Origin of the sequence: Enterobacter sp. LM3 (assembly GCF_046622475.1) — a bacterium.
Lineage (GTDB): Bacteria > Pseudomonadota > Gammaproteobacteria > Enterobacterales > Enterobacteriaceae > Enterobacter > Enterobacter cloacae_P.
Window position 1 is genome coordinate 121278 of the sequence record NZ_JBJURN010000005.1, and the last position, 23022, is coordinate 144299.

Annotated in this window: 20 protein-coding genes; 1 reads left to right on the forward strand and 19 read right to left on the reverse strand. The window is 53.7% G+C overall.

The genetic code is table 11. The features are described 5' to 3' along the window. Positions 1-64: 64 nt before the first annotated feature. The 19 genes from ftsZ to leuO all read right to left on the reverse strand — a co-directional run bounded on the left by ftsZ (position 65) and on the right by leuO (position 22224). On the reverse strand, positions 65-1216 hold the full coding sequence (gene ftsZ, locus ACJ9N4_RS08280) for a cell division protein FtsZ (protein ID WP_182919402.1): 1152 nt from the start codon (positions 1214-1216) through the stop codon (positions 65-67). A gap of 61 nt (positions 1217-1277) precedes the next feature. Then, the gene (gene ftsA / locus ACJ9N4_RS08285) at positions 1278-2534 is read right to left on the reverse strand and encodes a cell division protein FtsA (RefSeq protein ID WP_112011125.1); all 1257 of its coding nucleotides are present in this window, start codon (positions 2532-2534) and stop codon (positions 1278-1280) included. Beyond that, a complete protein-coding gene (ftsQ, locus tag ACJ9N4_RS08290) occupies positions 2531-3373 on the reverse strand; it encodes a cell division protein FtsQ (protein ID WP_182273751.1) in 843 nt (280 codons plus the stop codon). The genes ftsA and ftsQ overlap by 4 nt, the downstream gene beginning before the upstream one ends. A gap of 1 nt (position 3374) precedes the next feature. Then, positions 3375-4295: a D-alanine--D-alanine ligase gene (locus tag ACJ9N4_RS08295; protein ID WP_182273750.1), complete on the reverse strand. Its 921-nt coding sequence runs from the start codon at positions 4293-4295 to the stop codon at positions 3375-3377. Next, on the reverse strand, positions 4288-5763 hold the full coding sequence (gene murC / locus ACJ9N4_RS08300; protein ID WP_182273749.1) for a UDP-N-acetylmuramate--L-alanine ligase: 1476 nt from the start codon (positions 5761-5763) through the stop codon (positions 4288-4290). Before murC ends, ACJ9N4_RS08295 begins: the two co-directional genes overlap by 8 nt. A 58-nt stretch (positions 5764-5821) precedes the next feature. Next, on the reverse strand, positions 5822-6886 hold the full coding sequence (gene murG, locus ACJ9N4_RS08305; protein ID WP_182919401.1) for an undecaprenyldiphospho-muramoylpentapeptide beta-N-acetylglucosaminyltransferase: 1065 nt from the start codon (positions 6884-6886) through the stop codon (positions 5822-5824). Continuing rightward, a complete protein-coding gene (gene ftsW / locus ACJ9N4_RS08310) occupies positions 6883-8127 on the reverse strand; it encodes a cell division protein FtsW (protein WP_182273747.1) in 1245 nt (414 codons plus the stop codon). The genes murG and ftsW overlap by 4 nt, the downstream gene beginning before the upstream one ends. Then, positions 8127-9443, reverse strand: coding sequence for a UDP-N-acetylmuramoyl-L-alanine--D-glutamate ligase (gene murD / locus ACJ9N4_RS08315; protein ID WP_182919400.1), 1317 nt, complete (start codon positions 9441-9443; stop codon positions 8127-8129). Before murD ends, ftsW begins: the two co-directional genes overlap by 1 nt. Before the next feature lie 2 nt (positions 9444-9445). Further along, positions 9446-10528: a phospho-N-acetylmuramoyl-pentapeptide-transferase gene (gene mraY / locus ACJ9N4_RS08320; RefSeq protein WP_182273745.1), complete on the reverse strand. Its 1083-nt coding sequence runs from the start codon at positions 10526-10528 to the stop codon at positions 9446-9448. Then, positions 10522-11880 (reverse strand): UDP-N-acetylmuramoyl-tripeptide--D-alanyl-D-alanine ligase, encoded by a 1359-nt coding sequence (gene murF, locus ACJ9N4_RS08325; protein ID WP_182273744.1) that lies wholly within the window; start codon positions 11878-11880, stop codon positions 10522-10524. The genes mraY and murF overlap by 7 nt, the downstream gene beginning before the upstream one ends. Continuing rightward, entirely contained in the window at positions 11877-13364 is a 1488-nt protein-coding gene (murE, locus tag ACJ9N4_RS08330; RefSeq protein WP_182919399.1) for a UDP-N-acetylmuramoyl-L-alanyl-D-glutamate--2,6-diaminopimelate ligase, read from the reverse strand. Before murE ends, murF begins: the two co-directional genes overlap by 4 nt. Beyond that, a complete protein-coding gene (locus ACJ9N4_RS08335) occupies positions 13351-15117 on the reverse strand; it encodes a peptidoglycan glycosyltransferase FtsI (RefSeq protein ID WP_182273742.1) in 1767 nt (588 codons plus the stop codon). Before ACJ9N4_RS08335 ends, murE begins: the two co-directional genes overlap by 14 nt. Positions 15118-15132: 15 nt before the next feature. Continuing rightward, on the reverse strand, positions 15133-15498 hold the full coding sequence (ftsL, locus tag ACJ9N4_RS08340) for a cell division protein FtsL (protein ID WP_014830643.1): 366 nt from the start codon (positions 15496-15498) through the stop codon (positions 15133-15135). Continuing rightward, complete coding sequence (rsmH, locus tag ACJ9N4_RS08345) at positions 15495-16436, reverse strand: 16S rRNA (cytosine(1402)-N(4))-methyltransferase RsmH (RefSeq protein ID WP_182273741.1); 942 nt, start codon at positions 16434-16436, stop codon at positions 15495-15497. Before rsmH ends, ftsL begins: the two co-directional genes overlap by 4 nt. A 2-nt stretch (positions 16437-16438) precedes the next feature. Further along, entirely contained in the window at positions 16439-16897 is a 459-nt protein-coding gene (gene mraZ, locus ACJ9N4_RS08350; RefSeq protein WP_014882537.1) for a division/cell wall cluster transcriptional repressor MraZ, read from the reverse strand. 603 nt (positions 16898-17500) lie between these two features. Next, on the reverse strand, positions 17501-18505 hold the full coding sequence (gene cra / locus ACJ9N4_RS08355; RefSeq protein ID WP_182273740.1) for a catabolite repressor/activator: 1005 nt from the start codon (positions 18503-18505) through the stop codon (positions 17501-17503). Positions 18506-18684: 179 nt separating this feature from the next. Then, complete coding sequence (gene ilvN / locus ACJ9N4_RS08360; protein ID WP_182273739.1) at positions 18685-19176, reverse strand: acetolactate synthase small subunit; 492 nt, start codon at positions 19174-19176, stop codon at positions 18685-18687. Between the two features lies 1 nt (position 19177). Then, a complete protein-coding gene (gene ilvI, locus ACJ9N4_RS08365) occupies positions 19178-20902 on the reverse strand; it encodes an acetolactate synthase 3 large subunit (protein WP_182273738.1) in 1725 nt (574 codons plus the stop codon). A gap of 377 nt (positions 20903-21279) precedes the next feature. Further along, the gene (gene leuO, locus ACJ9N4_RS08370; protein WP_182273737.1) at positions 21280-22224 is read right to left on the reverse strand and encodes a transcriptional regulator LeuO; all 945 of its coding nucleotides are present in this window, start codon (positions 22222-22224) and stop codon (positions 21280-21282) included. Between the two features lie 637 nt (positions 22225-22861). Here leuO and leuL point away from each other — a divergent pair. Continuing rightward, positions 22862-22948: a leu operon leader peptide gene (leuL, locus tag ACJ9N4_RS08375; RefSeq protein WP_182274624.1), complete on the forward strand. Its 87-nt coding sequence runs from the start codon at positions 22862-22864 to the stop codon at positions 22946-22948. Positions 22949-23022 lie beyond the last annotated feature (74 nt).

Genomic DNA, 23022 nt, shown 5'->3' on the forward strand with positions numbered 1-23022 from the left:
GTATATCACTATCGGTGGGCCAGTTTAGCACAAAGAGCGAAAATCCCCAAATTCCAGCCAATTCTTAGTCAGCTTGCTTACGCAGGAACGCCGGAATATCCAGATAATCTGGCTCTTTTACCGTTTGTGGAGTGGTATCGTTAACCACTTTCGCCGCTGGTTTCTGCTCTTGAGTCAGAGGAGCCATACCGTGCTGCTGGTAACGATCCATGACCGGCTGCTGAGTCTGCTTGTTGGTCACCAGAGTGATCTCAGGACGCTTGTCCATACCGATACCGGTGGCAACAACAGTCACGCGCAGCTCGTCGTTCATTTCCGGGTCAAGGGATGTACCGATTACCACGGTAGCGTTGTCAGAGGCGAACGCACGGATGGTGTTACCCACGGTTTCGAACTCATCCAGACGCAGGTCAAAGCCAGCGGTAATGTTGACCAGCACGCCGCGCGCACCAGACAGATCGATATCTTCCAGCAGTGGAGAAGAGATAGCCATTTCAGCCGCTTCTTCCGCACGGTCTTCACCGCTCGCCACGCCAGAACCCATCATCGCGTAGCCCATTTCGGACATCACGGTGCGAACGTCTGCAAAGTCAACGTTCATCAGGCCAGGACGGGTAATCAGTTCAGCGATACCCTGAACCGCGCCTTTCAGCACGTCGTTGGCTGCACCAAAGGCATCCAGCAGGGAGATACCGCGACCCAGAACTTTCAACAGTTTGTCGTTCGGGATGGTAATCAGAGAGTCCACGTGTTTGGACAGCTCGGTGATACCCTGCTCCGCGAAAGCCATACGCTTCTTGCCTTCAAAGTTGAAAGGCTTAGTCACGACAGCAACGGTCAGAATACCTAAATCTTTTGCTACTTCGGCCACAACAGGTGCCGCGCCGGTACCGGTACCGCCGCCCATGCCCGCTGCGATAAAGACCATGTCCGCACCTTCCAGTGCAGCACGCAGGGCCTCGCGATCTTCTTCAGCCGCATTGCGACCCACTTCCGGGTTAGCCCCAGCGCCCAGACCTTTGGTGATACCACCACCAATCTGGATAGTCTGGCCTACAGCCGTCTTACGCAATGCCTGTGCATCGGTGTTGACCGCAAAGAATTCAACGCCTTCAATGCGCTCACGCACCATATGCTCTACGGCATTACCGCCGCCGCCACCGACGCCGATGACTTTAATCACCGCGTCGTTGGTTAATTCCATTGGTTCAAACATAGTTTCTCTCCGTTGTGCCTGTCGCCCGAGACCGCTAATTCTCTCCGGTCTCTTAAAAAAATTAAAACTCTTTTCGCAACCAGGTATTAAGTCGTTTGACCCACGACCCCACTGATACGCGTTTTTCCACTTCTGCTTCGCCACTGAGATGGGATTCTTTCCCATAATGAAGCAGTCCCACAGCCGTTGAATAGTACGGCTCCTGAGCATAATCCGTTAAACCGGTGATATTCAGCGGCGCACCAATACGCACTTGTGTATGGAACACGCGCTGAGCGCAGGCCGCAAGACCTTCAATTTGCGCTGCCCCGCCGGTTAATACAATCCCCGCGGCAAGATGATGTTTAACACCCTGCTGGCGAAGCTGTTCCTGTAACTGCAAAATCTCTTCGTTGACCAGGTTGAGCAGCTCGGTATAGCGCGGCTCAATCACCTCTGCCAACGTCTGGCGCTGCAGGCTACGTGGCGGACGACCGCCTACGCTCGGCACTTCAACGCTCTCATCTTTGCCAACGATAGAACCCAGTGCACAACCGTGGCGCACTTTGATGGCCTCTGCATCGCTCGGTGGCGTACCAAAGGCGTAGGCAATATCGCTGGTCACAACGTTCCCTGCGTAAGGGATCACTTTGGTGTGGCGCAGAGCACCGCCGGTATACACGGCGATGTCCATTGTACCACCACCAATATCGACCACACAGACGCCCAGTTCACGTTCATCTTCGGTCAGCACGGAATAACTTGCGGCCAGACCGGCGAAAATAAGTTGGTCAACTTTCAGGCCACAACGTTCAACGGCTTTGACAATGTTCTTCGCCATATCGTTGTGGCAGGTGATCAGGTGCACTTTGGCCTGCATACGCACGCCGGACAGACCTACCGGGTTTTTGATCCCTTCCTGGTAGTCAATCGCATACTCCTGCGGGATCACATGCAGCACGCGATGCTCATCGCGGACACGCACGGATTTCGCCGTGTGCACAACGTTCTCCACGTCTTCCTGCGTCACTTCTTCTTCGGAAATCGGTACCATGCCAATTTCGTTCTGGCAGCTAATGTGCTTGCCAGAAAGGGCCAGATAGACAGAGGAAATCTGGCAATCTGCCATCAATTCAGCCTGATCGATGGCGCGCTGTACGCATTTCACCACCGACTCAAGATCGTTTACCCCACCTTTATCCATACCACGGGATGGGCAACTGCCCACGCCAATGATATTGACCATACCGTCGGGCAGAACTTCCCCTACTAAAGCGGCAACCTTCGCGGTGCCAATCTCCAGTCCAACTACCAGTTTTCTGTCCGTCGCCTTGATCATTGTTGTTTTGCCTGTACCTGTGCCTGATTCTGTTGCTGATTAGGTTCCTCGACCGGAGCCGGTTCCCAACCGACTGCTGCGCCTGAGTCATAGCGCAAATCAACGTAGCTTATCCGTTTGCCGTCCGTCTGTGCCTGCTGCTGTAAAACCGGGTAAAGTTCTACAAAACGCGCCAGACGTTTCATTGTGTCGCCGCGGCCCAGGTTGAGCTTAATGCCATTCGTTAACGTCAGTTGCCATGAACGGCGTGCCGTCATTGCTGCATCTTTTAACGTAAACCTGTCCTTCGCCAGCACCTGACCCATATCACGAAAACCTTGTAACACTTCGTTTTCGCTACCTTCCGGGCCGTACAACATCGGTAAATTTTGCTTGTTAACACGATCGGCCGGGACGCTGAAGGAATTTCCATCTACGTCAACCATGTGCTGATCATTCCAACGCGCAATGGGCACATATTCAACCAGATGAATCTTCAATTCATCAGGCCATTGCTTTCTTACGCTCGCCTGTTTTATCCACGGCAGACGTTCAATCTGGCTCTGGATGATATTGACGTCCTGAGTCATAAAAGTGCCAGGCGGCCCCAGTGCCAGAATAGACTGGCGAATATCATCGTTACGCGTGTAGTGACGCTCACCGGTTACTGCCAGCTTCGAGAGCGGTAACCGCTGCGCATCTTCCATCCAGCCCAGCACCATCCAGCCGCTGATAAACACGGTACACAGCACACCCAACAGGAAAATAATCCCTGCAAGACGCGTTCCATTACTCCGCCGTGAAGAAGAATATTCGTCTTCATCGTCGCGGTTACGCGTGTTCAATGCAGCCTGAGACATATCAGCCCGCCTGGTCCAGAATACGTACGACTAACTGCGAGAAACTCATTCCCGCCTGACGCGCAGCCATCGGCACAAGGCTGTGGCTGGTCATGCCTGGAGAAGTATTCGCTTCCAGCAAATAAAATTGCCCGTCACTGTCGAGCATCACATCAATGCGTCCCCAGCCACTGCACCCCAGAATATTCCAGGCTTTCAGTACCAGGGACTGTAAATCTGCTTCACGTTCAGCTTCAAGACCACCAGGACAAAAATATTGCGTCTCATCAGAGAGATACTTCGCCTCATAATCATAGAATACTCCGGCGGGTTGGATACGAATTGACGGTAAAATTTCTTCGCCAAGCATCGCAACGGTAAATTCCGGTCCGCTGAGCCATTTTTCAATCAGAACTTCTTCATCATGTTGAAATGCCAGTGCTAAAGCGGAGGATAAATCTTCAGCTTTATCGACTTTGGACATCCCTACGCTCGACCCTTCACGGCTGGGCTTTACAATAACCGGTAACCCCAGCCCTGCAATGCGTGTATTAACGCTGTCCGACAGGCCCAATTCAAACTCGCGGCGCGTTAATGCAACCCACGGCGCGACAGGCAGACCCGCCCCCTGCCACAGCAGCTTGCTGCGCAGTTTATCCATTGAGAGTGCGGATGCCATCACGCCACTGCCGGTATACGGCATGCCAATCAAATCCAGCAGCCCCTGCAGAGTACCGTCTTCGCCACCGCGGCCATGTAACGCAATAAAGACTTTATCGAAGCCCATTGCTTTTAGCTGCGTCACATCGACCTCTTTCGGATCGACCAGGTGCGCATTTACACCGCCTTCACGCAGGCCAGCCAGTACGGCAGCACCTGAATTCAGAGAGACCTCGCGCTCAGCAGAGGTGCCGCCAAACAGGACAGCAATCTTATCAGCCATGATGCTCATCCTCTTGAGTGTGCGGCTTCAGTTTGATTTCGGCTAAGGTACGAGCGATTTTACCGATATTTCCCGCCCCCTGAATCAGAATCAAATCGTTCCCCGTCAGAACAGGAGCCAGAATTTCAGCCGCCTGAGCAGGGTCAGAAACCAAAATAGGGTCTACTTTACCGCGTCCACGAATGGTACGACACAAAGAACGGCTATCCGCCCCCGGAATCGGAGTTTCGCCCGCTGCATAAACATCCAGCATCAGTAGCGTATCGACCTGCGACAACACGCTGGCGAAATCGTCATACAGATCGCGGGTACGGGTGAAGCGGTGTGGCTGGAAGATCATTACCAGATTCTTCTCCGGCCAGCCCGCACGCGCCGCTTTGATAGTCGCATCCACTTCGGTTGGGTGGTGACCATAGTCGTCCACCAGCATTGCGGTACCCGGCTTACCATTCACCGCATCCAGCGGGAATTCACCGAGGAAGTCGAAACGACGACCCGTGCCCTGGAAGCTTTCCAGCGCGCGCAGTATCGCGTCGTCATCAATGCCTTCTTCCGTTGCGACGGCAACCGCCGCTGCGGCATTCAGGGCGTTGTGGCGTCCAGGGGCATTCAACGTCACATGCAGCAGATCTTTATCCTGACGCGCCAGAGTGAAATGCCCCTGCGCGCCAATCTGTTTGTAATCTTCCACACGAACGTCAGCGTCTTCACTGAAGCCGTAGGTGGTGATTTGACGCCCGACGCGCGGCAACAGCTCGCGGATCACCGGATCGTCCACACACATCACCGCGCGACCATAAAACGGCAGGTTGTGCAGGAAGTTAATAAAGGTCTGTTTTAAATTCTCGAAGTCGCCCTGGTAGGTATCCATGTGGTCAGCTTCGATGTTGGTGACAATCGCCACCATCGGCTGCAGATGCAGGAACGATGCATCGCTCTCATCCGCTTCCGCAATCAAATAACGGCTGTGTCCCAGACGCGCATGCACGCCTGCTGCTTTCACCAGACCGCCGTTGACGAACGTCGGGTCAAGGCCTGCTTCAGCATAAATACTGGAAACCATCGCCGTGGTCGTGGTTTTACCGTGCGTCCCGGCAATCGCAATACCGTGACGGAAACGCATCAGTTCAGCCAGCATCTCGGCGCGGCGGATCACCGGAATACGCGCTTCATGCGCGGCAACAATTTCCGGGTTATCGGCAGAGATGGCGCTGGATACCACCACCACGCTCGCATCGCGCACGTTTTCCGGGCGATGATTGAAATAGATAGTCGCCCCAAGCGACGCCAACTGCTGCGTAACAGGGTTTGGGGCCAGGTCAGAACCACTGATCTGGTAACCTTCGTTAGCTAACACTTCGGCAATACCGCCCATGCCAGCACCACCGATGCCAACGAAGTGAATGTGCCGGACGCGACGCATCTCGGGCACGATTGAACGCAGTTTCGCCAGTTGTTGTGTATTCATTCTCTAAACGCCATCGACTACTTAAAAAATTCGTGCAGCGCAACACGCGCTGCGAGGGTTAAGCCTGGGCTGCCAGACTCACTTCTTTTGCCACCCGTTCAGTCGCATCCGGGATAGCGGCCGCGCGTGCGCGTTGTGCCATCTCCAGCAATGCTTCTCTGTTCCAGCCCGCCAGGGTGGTGGCGACCGCATCGGCGGTAAATTGTGGCTGTTCAAAAATTTTCGCGGCTCCGGCTTTCTCAAGCGGCAGCGCATTCCAGTACTGCTGCCGGTCTTTGTGCTGGAATGGCACAAACAGGGCAGGCAAACCGGCGGCGGCGATTTCACTCACCGTCAATGCGCCGGAGCGGCAAACCACGACGTCGGCCCATGCATAAGCGGCAGCCATGTCGTCGATAAATTCGGTCACTCTATGTTGCGGCTGACCGACATCAGAGTAAGCCTGCTCAACGGTCTGCTGAGCACCTTTACCGCTCTGGTGCCAGATAGTCACTGCATCACCCAGTTTTGCGGCAACCTGCGGCATCGTCTGGTTTAAAATGCGCGCGCCCTGAGAGCCGCCGACAACCAGCACACGAACCGGCCCTTCACGGCCATTCAGTCGGGCATCTGGCAACGGCAGCGCCAGCACGTCTACACGTACCGGGTTACCCACCACATCCGCTTTCGGGAATGCACCGGGAAATGCCTGCATGACTTTAGTGGCAATCTTCGCCAGCCATTTGTTGGTCAGACCGGCAATGCCGTTCTGTTCATGCAGCACAACGGGAATACCCAGCGACCACGCCGCCAGCCCACCAGGGCCTGAGACATAGCCGCCCATTCCCAGCACCACGTCCGGCTTGAAGCGCTTCATGATGGTGCGCGCCTGACGCCAGGCGTTAAAAATGCGTACCGGAGCCAGAAGCTGGGCCTTAATACCTTTGCCACGGAGTCCGGAAATACGAATAAAGTCGATCTCAATACCGTGTTTCGGCACCAGGTCGGCTTCCATGCGGTCTGCGGTTCCCAGCCAGCGTACCTGCCAGCCCTGATCCATTAAATGGTGCGCAACCGCAAGCCCCGGGAACACATGCCCACCGGTACCGCCAGCCATCACCATTAACCGCTTCGGTTGATTCATCGTGAACCTCGTGTAAACGCCTGAGCTTTCTCCAGACGCGTTTCATAATCTATGCGTAACAACAACATGATGGCCGTCGACATGATCAACAGACTCGAACCACCATAACTGATTAACGGCAACGTCAGACCTTTGGTCGGCAGCATACCCGCCGCGGCCCCGACGTTTACCAATGCCTGGAAGCTAAACCAGATACCAATTGAGCAGGCTAAGAAACCTGAGAAGCGGTGATCGATCTCCAGCGCTTTCCGCCCGATTGACATGGCACGGAAAGCGACGAAGAATACCATTAATAGTGCTAATACCACACCGATATAACCCAGTTCTTCCCCAATAATGGAGAAGATGAAGTCAGTATGCGCTTCGGGTAAATACTCCAGTTTCTGCACTGAGTTGCCCAGACCTTGCCCCCAGACTTCACCGCGACCGAACGCCATCAGCGACTGTGTCAGCTGATAACCGCTGCCGAATGGGTCTTCCCACGGGTTCCAGAATGAGGTGACGCGACGAATACGGTACGGCTCAGCGAGGATCAGCAGCACAACCGCCGAGATCCCCATCCCGATGATGGCGATAAACTGCCACAGCTTCGCCCCCGCCAGGAACAGCATCGCCAGCGTGGTCACAAACAGTACCACCACGGTACCCAGGTCAGGCTGCGCAAGCAGTAAGACCGCCAGCACCAGGATAACCCCCATCGGTTTTAAGAAGCCACGAAGGTTGTTACGCACTTCGTCAACTTTACGCACCAGGTAGTTAGCCAGATAGCAGAACAGTGACAGTTTGGTGAACTCCGCCGGCTGAATACGCAGTGGACCAAAAGCAATCCAGCGCGATGCCCCGTTTACGGAACTCCCCACCACCAGTACGATCAGCAGCATGATGATCGAAGCGATCAGCATCGCTGTGCTGTGTCGCTGCCAGAACTCCATCGGCAGACGTAAGGTCACCAGCGCCAGACAGAATGCCAGGATGATGTAAAGACCATCACGCTTGGCAAACAGGAAGGGATCATTAGCCAGTCGCTGCCCGACCGGCATCGATGCCGACGTCACCATGATAAAGCCGATCGCCGCCAACCCCAGCGTGAGCCAGAACAGCGTGCGGTCGTACATGATCAGGCTATCGGAATCTTTATCCCGTGAAGCCATCACCCAGCCTTTCAGTGCCGTGAACAACCACACCAGAATTCCAAATCCTGGCAGGCGCGGCATTCTCAGGCGAGGGAGAGAGAAACGCATCAGCCTAACTCCTTCGCCAGACGGGTAAAGACATCACCACGCTGTTCGAAATTCTTGAATTGATCGAGACTGGCGCACGCCGGAGAGAGCAGTACCATATCGCCAGACTTCACGCGTGGGGCAATAAGCCGCATCGCTTGTTCCATTGTCTCAGTTTGCTCGGCAATCTCAGGACGCAGTTCCGCCAGTTCATGACCATCGCGACCAAAGCAGTAAAGGCGGATGTTGTCCCCGGCAAGGTAGCGCTTCAGCGAGGAGAAATCGGCCGATTTACCGTCGCCACCAAGCAGCAAATGCAGCGTGCCGTCAACGTGCAGGCCATTCAGCGCAGCCTCTGTACTTCCCACGTTGGTGGCTTTTGAATCGTTAATCCAGCGTACGCCGTTATGCTCCAGCGCCAGCTGGAAACGGTGCGCCAGGCCGGTAAAGGTGGTCAGTGCTTTCAGGCTGGAAGAACGCGGCAGGCCAACGGCATCCGCCAGCGCCAGTGCCGCCAGAGCATTGGTGTAGTTATGCTGCCCAGAAAGCTTCATCTCTTTCACGTTCAGCACTTTCTCACCCTTCACGCGCAGCCAGGTTTCACCCTGCTGACGGTTCAGATGATAGTCACCCATAGTAATGCCGAAGCTGATGCAGCGCTCGTCCGCGCCGCGCACCGGCATGGTCAGCGCGTCATCGGCATTGACGACGCATACGTTGGCATTTTCATAAACACGCAGTTTGGCCGCGCGGTACTGCTGCAGACCAAATGGATACCTGTCCATATGATCTTCGGTAACGTTCAGGATCGTCGCAGCCGCCGCATGCAGGCTTGAAGTTGTTTCCAGCTGGAAGCTCGAAAGCTCCAGTACATACAGCTCGCAGCCCTGATCCAGCAGCATGAGTGCAGGCAAACCGATATTGCCGCCCACCCCCACGTTCATGCCCGCCGCTTTCGCCATCTCACCCACCAGCGTGGTGACGGTGCTTTTACCGTTAGAGCCGGTAATGGCAATAACCGGTGCCTGCGCTTCGCGGCAGAACAGTTCGATATCACCCACAATCTCAACGCCCGCATCAGCGGCAGCGCTCAGTGAAGGATGTGCCAGCGCCATACCCGGGCTGGCAACAATCAGATCGGCCGCCAGCAGCCAGTCATCATTCAGACCACCAAGGTGGCGTTCAACCTGTTCTGGCAGTTTGTCCAGACCCGGCGGAGAAACACGCGTATCCATCACACGCGGCGTAACGCCACGTGCGAGGAAAAAGTCCACGCAGGAAAGGCCTGTCAGACCCAACCCGATGATAACGACTTTTTTGCCCTGGTAATCTGCCATGATTAACGTACCTTCAGCGTTGCCAGGCCAATCAGCACCAGCATCAGCGAAATAATCCAGAAGCGCACAATGACGCGCGGCTCCGGCCAGCCTTTCAGTTCATAGTGATGGTGAATCGGTGCCATACGGAAGATGCGCTGACCGCGCAGCTTGAAGGAGCCGACCTGCAAAATCACCGACAGGGTTTCAACCACAAATACCCCTCCCATGATCACCAGCAGGAACTCCTGACGCAGCAGCACAGCAATAATGCCCAGCGCACCACCCAGTGCCAGAGAGCCGACATCGCCCATGAACACCTGAGCCGGATACGTGTTGAACCACAGGAAGCCCAGACCAGCCCCGACTATTGCCGTACAGACGATCACCAGTTCACCCGCGTGGCGCAGATACGGGATGTGCAGATAGCTGGCAAAATTCATGTTACCGGTCGCCCATGCCACCAGCGCGAACCCGGCAGCCACGAAGACGGTTGGCATAATCGCCAGGCCGTCCAGACCATCAGTCAGGTTTACGGCGTTGCCGGTACCCACAATCACGAAGTACGCCAGCAGTACGTAGAACAGCCCCAGTTGCGGCATCACGTCTTTAAAGAACGGCACAACCAACTCAGTCGCAGGGGTATCTTTTCCTGCCAGATACAGCGCAAAGGCCACGCCCAGCGCAATCACTGACATCCAGAAATACTTCCAGCGAGCGATCAAACCTTTGGTATCTTTGCGTACCACTTTGCGGTAGTCATCGACAAAGCCGATGATCCCGTAGCCGACCAGAACGGTAAGCACGCACCAGACGTACGGGTTGGACGGATATGCCCACAGCAGAACGGAAACGACGATAGAAGTCAGGATCATGATCCCGCCCATTGTCGGTGTACCGCGCTTGCTAAAGTGTGACTCCGGGCCATCGCTACGCACAACCTGGCCGAAAGAGAGTTTTTGCAGACGGGCAATCATGCGCGGGCCCATCCACAAGGAGATGAACAGCGCAGTCAGCAGGCTGACAATGGCGCGAAACGTCAGATAAGAAAAGACGTTAAAGCCTGAATAATATTTGACCAAATGCTCGGCCAGCCAAACTAACATGTTCCGTTCTCCTGTAATGCGTGCACAACCTCTTCCATGGCGGCACTACGTGAACCCTTCACTAACACAGTCACAATTTGTTTTTCTGTCATCAAGGCGTTAAGACGCTCAATCAAAGCAGTCTTATCGGCAAAATGTTCGCCAACCCCACTGGCATGGCTAATCGCCTGGCTCAGTTTCCCTGTGCTCAGTACGCGGTCAAGCCCTGCGGCCTTCGCGGCTTCACCCACCTGGAGATGGCACGCTTCGCTTTCATCGCCCAGTTCCGCCATATCGCCAACCACCAGGATACGGTAGCCCGGCATCTCAGACAGCACCTGCACCGCAGCGGTCATTGAACCGACGTTAGCGTTGTAGGAGTCATCCAGCAGCAGTTTGTTTTCCGCCATCTGAATGGGGAACAGACGCCCCGGCACGGCTTTCAGATCTGCCAGCCCTGCTTTGATCGCGTCATGCGTCGCGCCCACCGCCATTGACAGCGCTGCCGCCGCGAGCGCATTAGCGATGTTATGGCGACCCGGCAGCGGGAGCAGTACATCTACACCACCCGTTGGGGTGTTGAGCGTGAATTCCGTGCCATGCGAGGTCACATGAATATTGGTCGCGGTAAAATCACTGTTGGCCGCATTCGGAGAGAAGCGCCAGGTTTTACGTGTCCCGATAATGCTCTGCCAGTTCAGCCAGTCGTTGTTATCGGCATTCATGATGGCGATCCCGTCAACCGACAGGCCGGTGTAGATCTCACCTTTGGCCTTCGCAACACCTTCCAGCGAACCAAAACCTTCCAGATGCGCAGCGGCCAGGTTATTCACCAGTGCAGCCTCCGGGCGAGTCAGGTTCACGGTCCAGGCGATTTCACCCTGGTGGTTCGCTCCCAGCTCGATCACGGCAAATTCATGTTCTTTGGTCAGGCGAAGTAATGTCATCGGCACGCCGATATCATTATTGAGGTTGCCAGCCGTATAAAGTGTGTTTCCACACTGGCTGAGAATAGCCGCAGTCATCTCTTTCACGGACGTTTTGCCGGATGAGCCCGTCAGCGCAACAACGCGCGCCGGAACCTGCTGACGTACCCAGGCTGCCAGCTCGCCAAACGCGAGGCGTGTATCACTCACCACAATTTGTGGCAGGTCGATATCAAGCTTGCGGCTGACCAACAGCGCACCCGCGCCGTTCTCTTTGGCCTGATGCACAAAATCGTGCGCGTCAAAACGCTCACCTTTCAGCGCCACAAACAGGCAGCCAGCTGTCACCTTGCGGGTATCTGTTGTCACCGCATCGATGGTCAGATCCTGCCCCAGCAGTTCACCCTGCAAGACCGCAGCGGCCTGGCTTAGCGTAATGCTAATCATGCCACCACTCCCAGCAGACGTGCCGCCGTTACGCGGTCTGAGTAGTCCAGACGACGGTTGCCAACAATCTGGTAATCTTCATGGCCTTTACCTGCCAGCAGAACCACATCGTTTTCCTGTGCCTGCATAATGGCGTTGGTCACGGCTTCTGCACGACCTTCCACCACGCGGGCACGGCCAGCGTCCAGCATCCCCGCCAGAATGTCGTTAATGATGGCACGTGGCTCTTCGGTACGCGGGTTGTCATCGGTCACGACCGGAATATCCGCGAACTGTTCAGCAATGGCACCCATCAACGGACGTTTACCCTTATCGCGGTCACCACCGCAACCAAAGACGCACCAGAGCTTACCGGTACAGTGCAGACGCGCCGCTTCCAGCGCTTTTTCCAGCGCATCTGGGGTGTGAGCATAGTCAACCACCACGGTCGGTTTACCTGGCGCACTGAACACTTCCATGCGGCCACAAACTGGCTGCAAACTCTCTGAAGTTTTCAGCAATTCGGCCATCGGATAACCCAGCGCCAGCAGCGTCGCCAGCGCCAGCAGCAGGTTGCTGACGTTAAATGCCCCCATCAGGCGGCTTTCAATTTCGCCTTCACCCCATGACGAAGCAAAGCGGATAGTCGCACCACTATCGTGATAATCGACATCGACAGCCTTCAGCCAGCGGCCGTGGCAGTTCGGGTTGATATGGTCTTCCATCGACACCGCGACGGCATCCGGCAGCCTGGCCAGCCAGCGGCGGCCGACTTCATCATCTGCATTGATGATTGCCTGGCCACAGTGATGAGTGGAATAGAGCAGCCATTTCGCCGCTTCGTAATGTTCCATATCACCGTGGTAATCAAGATGGTCACGGCTCAGGTTCGTGAACACAGAGGCCACAAACTTCAGCGCCGCGACGCGGTGCTGTACCAGACCGTGGGAAGAGACTTCCATCGCAGCAAAGGTCGCACCCTGCCCTGCCAGACCGGCAAGCACATGCTGCACATCGACCGCAGAGCCGGTGGTGTTTTCTGTCGGGTTCACTTTGCCCAGCAGACCGTTGCCCACGGTACCCATTACCGCGCCAGTTTCGCCAAGCAGCTGTGCCCATTGCGCCATCAGCTGCGTGGTGGTGGTTTTCCCGTTAGTGCCCGTCACGCCAACCAGACGCAGCTGGTCTGAAGGCTCGTTGTAAAAACGGCCTGCCAGCGCGGAGAGACGCTCGTTCAGCTGACTGAGATAAACAACCGGTACGCCGTGCATTTCACGGATTTCACCGTCGGTTGCTTCATCTTTCGCCTCAGCAATAATGGCAGCAACACCTTGCGCAATCGCCTGCGGGATATATCGACGCCCGTCCGCCTGATGACCAACTACAGCCACAAAAAGATCGCCAGAAGCAGCCACACGGCTGTCCAGTACCATCTCCCGTAGCGCTCGCGCAGGTGCATTCGACACCCACGGAGCGAGAAGGTCGCGCAAATTACGATCTGCCACCTGTACCCTCGCCTTGATTAATTACATATTCACTTTTTTCGCCTGTCGCCAGCGCATCTGGTTCAATGTTCATGGTGCGCAACACGCCACCCATGATAGCCCCGAACACAGGTGCGGAGACGGCACCACCGTAGTATTTACCCGCCTGTGGATCGTTAATGACGACCACCAGCGCAAAACGCGGATTGCTTGCAGGCGCAACGCCTGCGGTATAGGCAATGTATTTGTTGATGTAGCGGCCATCTGGCCCCACTTTTTTCGCCGTACCGGTTTTAATGGCGATGCGATAACCTTTGATCGCCGCCTTCACGCCGCCGCCGCCAGGCAGCGCCACGCTTTCCATCATATGCACGACGGTACGAACGATAGGTTCCGGGAAGATTCGCTCGCCCGGAACCGGTGGATCAACTTTGGTAATCGACAGCGGGCGATAGACGCCATAGCTGCCAATCGTTGCGTAGACTCGCGCTAACTGTAACGGCGTTACCATTAGCCCGTAGCCGAAAGAGAAGGTGGCCCTCTCTATGTCAGACCACCGTTGTTTTTGAGGATATAAGCCACTGCGTTCTCCGACCAACCCCAAATTGGTCGCCTTTCCGAGTCCAAAACGTGAGTAAGTCTCTACTAACGCTGAGGACGGCATCGCTAACGCCAGCTTTGAAACACCGACGTTACTCGACTTCTGCAGGACCCCGGTCAGGGTCAATTCGCTGTAACGAGCCACGTCTTTGATCTCATGGCCGTTAATGCGGTAAGGAATCGTATTCAGAACGGTATTTTCATTGACGATGCCGCGCTGCAGCGCAGTCATCACTACCATCGGTTTAACGGTGGAACCCGGCTCGAACACGTCGGTGATCGCCCGGTTACGCATCGCATCTTTTGCGGTGCCGGTAAAGTTGTTCGGGTTGTAGGACGGGCTGTTAGCCATCGCTAACACTTCACCAGTGCTGACATCCACCAGCACGGCGCTACCTGATTCCGCTTTGTTAAAGGCCACGGCGTTGTTCAGCTCGCGGTAGACCAGCGCCTGCAAGCGCTCATCAATGCTCAGCGCCAGGTTATGCGCTGCCTGACTGTCCGTTGAAGAGATATCTTCAATGACACGTCCATAGCGGTCTTTACGTACGATTCGCTCGCCCGGCTGGCCGGTTAGCCACTTATCAAAGCTTTTTTCAACGCCCTCAATCCCCTGGCTGTCGACGTTAGTGAAGCCAATGAGGTGAGCGGTTACTTCGCCGGAAGGATAATAACGACGTGATTCCTCACGCAGATGGATCCCCGGGAGTTTGAGTTTTCGGATGTAGTCCGCCATGTCAGGGTTCACCTGACGTGCCAGATAGATAAAACGCCCTTTCGGGTTAGTGTTTACGCGAGATGCAAGCTGATCCAGCGGCATCTTCAGGGCATCCGACAGCGCTTTCCAGCGGTTGTCGAGCGTGATACCGCCAGCGTCGTGCAGCTCTTTAGGGTCGGCCCAGATAGCCTTCACGGGCACGCTCACCGCCAGCGGGCGGCCCGAACGGTCGGTAATCATTCCGCGGGATGTGGAGACTTCCTGTACGCGAAGGGAGCGCATGTCCCCCTGGCGAACCAGCATGTCAGGCGCGACAATCTGCAACCACGCCACGCGTCCCAGCAGGAAACCCAGCGCCAGTAAAATACAGCCGCAAAGCAACGCAAAACGCCAACTGATAAAGTTGGCCTGTTCTTCCTGACGTTTTGGTTTTAGCGTTTTTGCCGCTGCTCTCATGCGTCGCGTTTTCCCTTATTTTTGTACTACGATATTTTCCTGTGAAGGATCAACATGCTGCAGCTGCAGCTTTTCTGTTGCGATCCGTTCAACCCGGCTGTGATCGCCGAGCGCGTTTTCTTCAAGGATCAGATTTCGCCATTCAATATCCAGTGCATCGCGTTCCAGTACCATCTGCTCGCGTTGCGCCGTTAATAAACGAGTATGGTGAGCCGTTGTGACGACCGTTACAGCCGTCACGATGATGCAAATGAACAAGCAGAGTGGCAGCTTCCCAAACCGCAAAAGATCGTCGCCGATCACGCCAGGCAAGGCATGGCGCTCGTTGCTTCCTAACGAATCCTTAACTTTGCTTAGGGTCTCTGTCACTCTGCTGATCATGCGTTCGTCCTCTCTGCTACACGCAGCACTGAACTACGGGCACGTGGATTCTCTGCCACCTCTTCTTCGCCCGGCATCAACTTGCCTAATGCTCGCAACTGACGGCCACCCAGTTTCCTGAGTTGTTCTTCCGTCATCGGCAGCCCCGCAGGAACCTGTGGACCGCGGCTTTGTTCACGCATGAAGCGTTTCACAATGCGGTCTTCCAGTGAATGGAAGCTGATGATGGATAACCGCCCACCCGGGGCCAGCACGTCGAGCGAGCTTTTTAGCGCCAGCTCTATTTCCTCCAGTTCACTGTTTACCCAGATGCGAACCGCCTGGAAGGTACGGGTCGCGGGATGTTTGTGTTTATCCTTCACCGGTGTTGCAGCGGCAATGACCTCGGCCAGCTCTTTGGTACGGGTCATTGGCTCAACGCGGTTACGCTCAACGATGGCACGCGCAATACGTTTGCCAAAACGTTCCTCGCCGAAGGTTTTGATCACCCAGGCAATATCCGCTTCATCCGCCGTTTGTAACCACTCTGCGGCAGACTGACCGCGGGTAGGATCCATACGCATGTCCAGCGGACCATCACGCATAAAGGAGAAGCCGCGTTCAGCGTCATCAAGCTGTGGTGAAGAGACGCCAAGATCGAGAAGAATTCCGTCGATCTTGCCCGTCAGGCCGCGCTCAGCAACATAGTCTGCGAGCGCAGAGAAAGGTCCATGCACGATGGAAAAACGTGGGTCATCGATGGTTTGTGCAACGGCAATCGCCTGCGGATCGCGATCGATTGCCAGCAGACGTCCTTCCGCTCCAAGCTGGGAGAGGATTAAACGCGAGTGACCACCGCGACCAAAAGTGCCATCAATGTAGATGCCGTCCGGACGAATATTCAGGCCGTTAACGGCCTCATCCAGCAACACCGTTGTATGTTTATAATTTTCCATCATATTTATAGAGACAAGTCCTGCAGCCGTTCCGATAATGTCGCGGAATCAGACTGCTCAGCGTCGATATCTTCCTTGACCTGTTGATACCAGGTCGTTTCATCCCACAGTTCAAACTTGTTGAACTGCCCGACCAGCATCACTTCTTTGGTCAGACCGGCATGTTGCCGCAACACAGGCGCAATCAGTAATCGCCCTGCGCTATCCATCTGACACTCACTGGCATGCCCCAACAACAACCGTTGTACACGGCGTTCCTGCGGGTTCATGCTCGACAGTCGCGACAGCTTTTGCTCAATAATTTCCCATTCAGGCAGGGGGTAAAGCAGCAGGCAGGGGGAGTTGATGTCAATGGTGCACACCATTTGACCTGAAGCGTTCTCAATCAGCTGGTCGCGGTATCGTGTTGGAACCGATAAACGCCCTTTGCTGTCGAGATTGACTAACGTTGCTCCACGGAACATGCCAGCCTCACCCCTCCTCACCACTTTAACCCACAAATTCCCACCTAAAGGAGTTTACGGAGCGATGGAAAAGCTTGTCAAGCCAGGACTCTCTCTCTATCAAGCCGAAAGGGCTCTATTTACAGAGATAAACGGACCTGGTTAATAACTGCACAACTGGCGAGGCAAAATTAACGTTATGAATATTTGTAAGAAAAAATCCGAATATGCACACTAGCGTTAAAGCTCACTCAATATCATCGCAGGGAAATATAAAGTGTCAGTTTGCGACGCGGGCAGCATTTTAAGACATATTCTCAGGGGATGACAGCGCCAGATTCATCGCGGCACTGCGCGAGTGTGCTTGCAGACGTACAAGCTGGCAGGGAGGATGAAAAAACGTCTGAATATTCATCGACCGAATAGGGTTTGTAACAAAATAATACAAAAACAGCGATTAAAAATCGTATAAATGTTCTTTAAGCGTCAGTCTAAAAGACAAAATGAATTAAGAAAAATAGCAGAGCATGATTCTTAAGGAATTATCCTAATTTTTATCCGGGAATTACTCTTGCCAGTTATTTCATCAAAATGGGGCAGTTTTCACCACCCCCAGTGAATGCATTAATGGCGGCTCAAAATTCCGCGACGGTAGAGATTACGTTTGATACGCGTCAGACCCGGCTTGGGTTTCCGTGGCTCATCAAGGCTTGCCAGAACGATCTCCAGCACGCGCTCGGCCACGTCACGATGACGCTGGGCCACTGCCAGTACCGGGCACTGCAGGAAGTCGAGCAGCTCATTATCTCCGAAGGTTGCAATGGCCAAATCGGATGGCAGCTTCCCTTCCCGGCGCAGTGTCACATCCATCACCCCCTGCAGCAGGGCAAATGAGGTCGTGAACAGAGCCTGCGGCATCGGATGCGTTTCCAGCCATTTCTCGAACAGCTGCGCGGCCGCTTCACGCTCATAGCTGTTGGCATACAAATAGTGAACCTCACGCGGATCATCTTTCCAGGCAGTCCTGAACCCTTGTTCACGCAGGAAGCTTACGGAAAGCTCAGGCAACGCGCCAAGATACAGAACGGTTTCTGCCGGGAAGGTTCTCAGCTCCGCAGCCAGCATCTCTGCATCGTCCTGATCGGCACCGACAACGCTGGTGAAATGCTCCCTGTCCAGAGCGCGGTCCAGTGCAACGATAGGGAACGGGTCGTTCGCCCAGCGCTGATAGAACGGGTGCTCTGGTGGTAAAGAGGTTGAAACGATGATGGCATCCACCTGACGCTGAAGCAGGTGCTCAATGCAGCGCATTTCGTTATCGGGCTGGTCTTCCGAACAGGCAATCAGTAACTGATAGCCACGCTGGCGAGCCTGACGTTCAAGATAATTAGCGATACGGGTATAGCTGGTGTTTTCCAGATCGGGGATCACCAGGCCAATAGAGCGGGTGCGTCCGGCGCGTAAGCCAGCTGCGACAGCATTCGGATGGTAGTTATGCTCACGAACCACCGCCATGACTTTTTCAACGGTCTTATCGCTGACACGGTACTGCTTTGCTTTACCGTTAATCACATAGCTGGCTGTGGTTCGTGACACGCCGGCTAGCCGGGCGATTTCATCCAGTTTCACAATTGCCCCTTAAAAAAAGAAAAGAATCCATAGCCCTGTCAAGGTTATGGTTAAATCTTTTAACATCTAAACGCAGAAAAGCCTCCGCGGCAACCGCTTTTATCTGCGTTGTCGGCTGATTACACAAAAAAAAGCCCGGCTTTGGCGACCGGGCAGAAAGAGGCGAACCTTTTTTACAACTAACGCATGATTTTATCGCCGCGCGACAGGCCAACAATACCAGAGCGCGCAACCTCAACAATTTTTGCTACATCCCGCACGGATGCCAGGAAGGCATCCAGCTTATCACTCGTTCCAGCCAACTGAACCGTATATATAGAAGGCGTCACGTCAATAATTTGCCCACGGAAGATATCCGTATTGCGTTTGACCTCTTCACGCCCATAGCCAGTGGCCTGAATTTTCACCAGCATGACTTCACGCTCAACATAAGCGCCCTGCCCCAGCTCGCTCACGCGCAACACATCAACCAGCTTGTGCAGCTGTTTCTCGATCTGCTCAAGCACTTTGGCGTCGCCGACGGTCTGAATTGTCATGCGTGACAGCGTCGGATCGTCCGTCGGTGCAACGGTCAGGCTTTCGATGTTGTAGCCACGCTGTGCGAAAAGCCCGATGACGCGTGACAGTGCACCAGACTCGTTTTCCAGTAATACCGATAATATCCGGCGCATATCAGGTTCTCTCCGTTTTGCTTAACCACATTTCGTCCATACCACCACCGCGAATATGCATCGGATAAACGTGTTCTGTGCCATCGACGATGACATCCATGAATACGAGGCGGTTGTTTTTAACGTGCTCAAGCGCTTCACCGAGCTTCGTTTCCAGCTCTGCCGGATCGGTCACCCGCATGCCAACATGACCATATGCCTCAGCCAGACGAACGAAATCAGGTAGTGACGTCATGTACGACTGAGAATGACGACCAGAGTAGATCATATCCTGCCACTGCTTCACCATACCGAGGTAGCCGTTATTCAGGTTCAGCACCAGTACCGGTAGTTCATATTGCAGCGCGGTAGACAACTCCTGAATGTTCATCTGGATACTGCCATCCCCCGTCACGCAGACGACGGTTTCATTTGGCAGAGCCAGCTTCACGCCCAGCGCAGCAGGCAGGCCAAAGCCCATCGTGCCTAAACCACCCGAGTTGATCCAGTGGCGCGGTTTATCAAACGGGTAATAAAGGGCAGCAAACATCTGATGCTGACCAACGTCTGACGTCACATACGCCTCGCCTTTCGTCAGACGCCAGATCGCTTCGATGACCGCCTGCGGCTTAATATGCTCGCTTTGGGTGTCGTACTTCAGGCACTGACGTGCGCGCCACTGCTCAATTTGCTGCCACCAGTCGCGGATCTCATCCAGCGGCTGAGAGACGGTTTCCTGTGTCAGCAGATCCAGCATCTGGTCCAGCACCTGACGGGCATCCCCCACGATCGGCACATCGGCCGGCACTGTTTTTGAGATAGACGTTGGATCGATATCAATGTGCAGCACGGTGGCGTTCGGGCAATATTTTGCCAGGTTGTTGGTGGTACGATCGTCAAAGCGCACACCAACGGCAAAGATCACATCAGAATTGTGCATCGTCATGTTGGCTTCATAGGTACCGTGCATGCCCAGCATACCCAGCGCCTGACGGTGCGTGGCCGGGAATGCCCCCAGTCCCATCAACGATGACGCCACCGGCAAATTTAACGTCTCGACCAGCGTGCGTAGCTGTTCTTCACAGGCTGAGTTAACAGCACCGCCCCCGACGTAGACTACCGGTTTTTTGGCCGCCAGCAGCGTTTGCAACGCACGCTTGATCTGACCTTTGTGTCCCTGCGTCGTAGGATTGTAAGAACGCATGCTCACCGATTCCGGCCAGACATAAGGCAGCTTGTTCGCCGGGTTCAGAATATCTTTCGGCAGATCGACGACAACCGGGCCAGGACGCCCACTAGCCGCCAGCCAGAAGGCTTTTTTCAGTACACCTGGAATATCTTCGGTTTGTTTAACCAGGAAGCTGTGCTTAACAACGGGGCGCGAGATCCCCACCATGTCGCACTCCTGGAACGCATCATAGCCGATCAGCGAAGTCGCCACCTGCCCGGAGAGAATGACCAGCGGGATAGAGTCCATATACGCTGTAGCAATCCCGGTAATGGCGTTTGTCGCCCCGGGGCCAGACGTGACTAACACCACGCCCACTTCCCCCGTTGCACGGGCCAGCCCGTCCGCCATATGTACCGCCGCCTGCTCGTGGCGTACCAGAACATGGTCGATACCGCCTACCGTATGCAGCGCATCATAAATATCGAGGACTGCGCCTCCCGGGTAGCCGAACACCTGCTTCACGCCCTGGTCAATAAGCGATCGAACGACCATTTCCGCGCCAGACAACATCTCCATGCTTTGCCTCCAGGCTTTTGTTATAGACGAACAGCAGAATTCATTTCCACGCCGTCTTACGATCGGGTTAAACCGATCTTATATTTTGCAGAGTGATAGTTACCTTAACCGCTCGTTATGAGGCAGGCAATTAGCAAACCGGGGAAGGCAAGCGGCCAACAAAGCAGAAAAAACAGACATTGCGGGAGGATATGGTGAATTCGTCTGAGATTAGAGAGCGAGTTAATAAATCATCGTTTAAAAGGGAGATGAATCAGGAAATCATCTATTTTTAAGTGCCTGACAGCAGCCAGAAAAAAACGCAAACAGAATAAAATAGCATTAACTTAAAAAAACTCAGGATAAATAACACATCAGTGCCATTTATCCTGATGGGCTTATCGACGACAGACGCTAATAAGCAGCTCCTCCATCCATTGATGCCCTTTATCCCGACCTGCCGCTTCATGCCAGGAGAGATAACAGGTACGGCTATTCAGCTTCAGCGGCAATGGCAGAACTTGCAGGTCTAACTGCTCAGAAAACTCGTCCGCCAGCCAACGAGGTGCAATAGCCACCAGCTGCGTTTGTGAAACGACATTTAATACGCTGACCATTGCCATTCCCTGATAGGCAACGCTTGCCTGTTTATCAGGAGAGTCATACCACGGCAGGCTAAATGAGGCATATCTGTCGAGCGCAACAACAGCATGTTGCTCGTTATAAACGTCATTTTCCCGCAGCGGAGAATTCAGTCGGGGATGTTTTTTACTGGCAACCAGCACCATTTCATCTTTAAACAGCGGTACACAGGAAAATTCCGGGCGACGGAACTCTTCATATCCCAGAACGAACTCTGTTTCCTGGTAACGCAGCTGATGCTCTGTGTTTTGATTTAGTGATGATTTAAAAACCAGGTGAATATTTGGTGCGATCTCTTCAACTTTATTGTAAATAATGGATGTCAAATAGTTATCTAACGGACTACAGACACAAAGATGGAATACGCGCTCACTGCTGACAGGTTCAAAACCCGACCCCGGCAGTTCATTCTGAACTAATTGCAGCGCCTGACGGATAGAACCGAAGAGCTGAAATGCACGCGCAGTAGGCTGGATCCCTCGACCATAACGCACGAACAATTCGTCATTAAACATGACCTTAAGCCTGGATACAGCATTACTGACGGCGGGCTGGGACATCCCCAGCGACTGGGCTGCTCGCGTAATATTCTGCTCCTGCATAACCGCATCAAATACGGTTAACAGATTAAGATCCACAGTACGTAATTGCGGTTTAATCCCATCAGCAACCTGGATTTGTTTAATATTATTTTCTGGCATTTCTAACTCCACTGTCACGCTAAACTCCCTTTGCCAAAGTACAGTAATAAGTTCGAGAAATATGATTTACCATGCATATACGAGCAGCAAAAGAGAATTGTTTAAAATTCGGAAAATATAAAGAAAAATGCATCGAAAAAGACATTACGCACCTTCAGTAATGAAGAGATAAAAGTCAGTTCATATGATATCAATAACATTAGGATTGGCATGAAACCATAAACCAGAAAAATATACAATCACCGTTCAGGTTAATGATGACTTAAGTATTATTAAACTATTCATGTTAACCTATATCATTTACTTAACAACCGGATGCCGTAAACCGCATTCATGCTCACTGAAACCATTCACATCATTTATAAATTAATGAAATAAAACAAATTTCATATCACTGCAATAAAACACACAAATTATGTTTAATTGATACTAATTATATTTAAAGCATGACAGCACGACATTCTCAGTCCAAAAATAGACAATTAACCTGGTCGAAAAAGAAAAAACCAGCACAATTAGCTAAAGTTAATGTTCTGCTCTGGCCAGCTATCAGGCTCGTTTTACCGTGCAGGGGTTGACATGATGCGCCGTATCCAGTACCACTAAATGCATATCGTATTTAACGGGAGCACGATTCATGATTCGCACCATTCGTTTCACCAGTCTACTACTACTAAACGCATCCACTGTGCGCGGTAGACTGGCGGGCGAAATTCAGCGTTGAATCGTCACCAGTAAGACTAAAAACCCGCGCCATTGCGCGGGTTTTTTTATGCTCGTAGCAAAGCGCCCTAAGAC